We start from the raw sequence: 2855 nt of genomic DNA on the forward strand, positions 1-2855 counted from the left end.
TGGTGCCGATGCGGGCGAGTGGACGGCGCCGCCGGCCTGGAACGACGTCATCGGCCGCAACGGCCGGGACCTGTGATGCGGCGCACGCGCTGGACGACCGTCCTCGCGTGCTTCGCCGGGCCGGCCGTCCTCGCCTGGGCGGCCTCCGACCTCATGCTGCGCCACCGCGGCTGGGCGGTCTCGCTGACGCCGTGGGGCGCCGCCGTCGCCATCGCGATCGCCGCGATTGTGCTGCTCGCCGGTCTGGCGGTCCGCCGCCTGCGCGAGCATGAGCCCACCTGGATCACCCCCACCGGCGCCGCCCTGACCGCGGCCGCCGCTCAGGCATCGTCCCGGGTCGGGGCGGTGGTTGGCGGAGTGTACGGCGGCGGGCTCGTCGTCGCGCTGATGCACCTGGACTCCCCGGCCATGACCGCCCTGGCCTGGTCGGCCGCCGCCTGCCTGGCCGCGTGCGTGCTGTGGATCGGCGTCGGCCTGATCGTCGAGCACTGGTGCGCCATCGGCGAGGACGACGACGATGACCTGCACACCGGCTCCTCCCCGAGCGGCAGCGCCGCCTAGGCCGTCCCCCGGCGCGCCGTGAGAGCATCGCGTCATGTCCACGACCCCTGCCACGCCCGCCGACCCCGAACCGAACCCGAACCCGCCGACCCGGCCGCCGCGGCCCGGCAGGCTGGGTGTCGGCATCATCAGCGCCGGGCGGGTCGGCGCCGTACTCGGTTCCGCCCTGCGCTCGGTCGACCATCAAATCATCGGCGTGCACGCCGTCTCCGAGGCCTCACGCGAACGCGCCGAACTGCTGCTGCCCGGCGTGCCCCTGCTGGAGGTGGAGGACATCGTCGAACGGGCCGAACTCGTGCTGCTCGCCGTTCCCGACGACGCCCTGGCCGGCCTCGTCCAGGGACTGGCCGACCTGAAGCGGTGGCAGCCCGGCCAACTGGTGGTTCACACCTCCGGCGCCTACGGCACCGCGGTGCTCGAGCCCGCCCGCCGCTGCGGCGCCATCCCGCTCGCCATCCACCCGGCCATGACCTTCGGCGGTTTCTCCACCGACGTCGCCCGCCTGGTCGGCTGCCCCATGGCCGTGACCGCCCCCGCCGCGGTGCTGCCGATCGGGCAGGCACTCGCCGTCGAACTGGGCGGGGAACCCTTCGTGCTGCCGGAGCAGTCCCGCCCCGCCTACCACGCGGCCCTCGCCCACGGCGCCAACCACCTGGTCACGCTGGTCAACCAGGCCGTGCGCATCCTGGCCGCCGCCGGCGTCGAGGGCGGGGCTGCCACCCTCACCCCGCTGCTGTCCACCGCGCTCGACCGCGCCCTGCGGGAGGGTGAGGCCGGGCTGACCGGGCCGGTGGCGCGCGGCGACGCCGGCACGGTGCGCACCCACCTGGAGGCGCTGGCCGCGCTGCGCGACGCGGATGGCCGACCGCTGGACGACGTCGTCGCCACCTACCGGGCGCTGGCGGAGGCGACGTTGCAGCGCCGCGAGGCCACCGGGGCACTCGGGGAGCAGCAGGTGCGCGCCCTGCGCGAAGCCCTCGCGGCCCCTCCGGCAGAACCCGGCAGGGACTCCAACACCAGTCCCGCCGACTAACCCGCCCCGGCCCTCCGCGTCGTCCTCGTCGAGGTCGGCAGTACTTGCATATCGCGGTCGTTTGAAGCTGCCTCAGCCGCGCGCGCTCCTGGCGCCGGGCATTCCCGGTCGTTATTCGGCCAACCGGCGAACCTGGTGACTGCGCTCGGAGCGGATCATCTAGCGTTGGTTCCATGACCGCCTCAACCTCCCCCGACACTCCCACCCGCACCGCCCTGGCCCGCACCCGCGAAGAACTCGCCTCCGCCCTGGCCGGCGACGACGCCCCCCGCGCCGTCGTCATGACCATGGGTGCCCTCCACCAGGGCCACTTCGATCTCGTGCGCGAGGCCGCCCGCCACGTCGGGGCAGACGGCACCGTCGTCGTCACCATCTTCGTCAACCCGCTCCAGTTCGCGCCCGGGGAGGACCTGGACGCCTACCCGCGCACCCTGGAGGCGGACCTGGACGGCCTGGCCGCCGTCCTGACGGGTGCGGACGGCGCGCTCGCGGTGGGGCGACTGGTGGTCTTCGCCCCCACCCCCGAGGTCATGTACCCCTACGGCGACCCGCAGGTGCGCATCGACCCCGGTCCGCTGGCAACCGTCCTGGAGGGACGCACCCGCCCGACCCACTTCGCCGGCGTGTGCCAGGTGGTGCTGTCCCTGATGCACCTGACCGCGCCGCGCTGGGCCATGTTCGGCCGCAAGGATGCCCAGCAGCTCGCCGTCGTCAAAGCCATGGTGCGCGACCTGGCGGTCCCGGTTGAGATCGTCCCCGTCGACATCCGCCGCGAGGCCGACGGCCTGGCCATGAGCTCACGCAACGCCTACCTGTCCGACGCCGAACGCGGCCATGCGCTCGCTTTGTCGCGGGCGCTGGAGGCCGGGCGTGCCGCCGCCCATACCGGCGCCGACGCCGCCGCGGTGCGTGCGGCCGCCCAGCAGGTGCTCGACGCCGAGGCGGGCGTGGAGGTCGATTACGTCGCCGTCGTCGACCCGGATTCCTTCGTCGACCTGGCCGGGGCCGGGCTCGGCCTGGAGACGCGCAATCAGCCTGTGGACTCCGCGCAAGTGGGCAGTGCGGCGGACGGTGCGCGGCCGCCCCAGGGGCTGCTCGCCGTCGCCGCCCGCGTCGGCAGCACCCGGCTTATCGACAACACGCTGATCGACCTTCCCTGAGGCGGAACCGAGCGCGGCAGGGCTGGGCATCGACCGGGGCACGAGGCCACTCCGGGATCGGTGGCGTCGGCGTGGCGCGGACATCGAGTCCCGAGCCCGCG

3 protein-coding genes are annotated in these 2855 nt (G+C 74.4%); all 3 read left to right on the plus strand.

All coding sequences use genetic code 11. The features are described 5' to 3' along the window. The first annotated feature begins 75 nt into the window (after nucleotides 1-75). Nucleotides 76-561 carry a DUF3180 family protein gene (locus BN1056_RS03445; protein WP_210579086.1) on the plus strand — a complete coding sequence of 162 codons (486 nt, stop codon included), beginning with the start codon at nucleotides 76-78 and terminating at the stop codon, nucleotides 559-561. A gap of 34 nt (nucleotides 562-595) precedes the next feature. Beyond that, a complete protein-coding gene (locus BN1056_RS03450; protein ID WP_210579088.1) occupies nucleotides 596-1594 on the plus strand; it encodes a Rossmann-like and DUF2520 domain-containing protein in 999 nt (332 codons plus the stop codon). A 173-nt stretch (nucleotides 1595-1767) separates the two neighbouring features. Then, entirely contained in the window at nucleotides 1768-2754 is a 987-nt protein-coding gene (gene panC / locus BN1056_RS03455; protein WP_210579091.1) for a pantoate--beta-alanine ligase, read from the plus strand. The last annotated feature ends 101 nt before the right edge of the window (nucleotides 2755-2855 follow it).

Source organism: Actinomyces succiniciruminis, from assembly GCF_900002405.1.
Taxonomy (GTDB): Bacteria; Actinomycetota; Actinomycetes; order Actinomycetales; family Actinomycetaceae; genus Actinomyces; species Actinomyces succiniciruminis.

Coding starts and splice junctions, on each gene's coding strand:
- BN1056_RS03450 (WP_210579088.1), top strand. CDS start 596: ATGTCCACGACCCCTGCCACGCCCGCCGACCCCGAACCGAACCCGAAC.
- panC (WP_210579091.1), top strand. CDS start 1,768: ATGACCGCCTCAACCTCCCCCGACACTCCCACCCGCACCGCCCTGGCC.
- BN1056_RS03445 (WP_210579086.1), top strand. CDS start 76: ATGCGGCGCACGCGCTGGACGACCGTCCTCGCGTGCTTCGCCGGGCCG.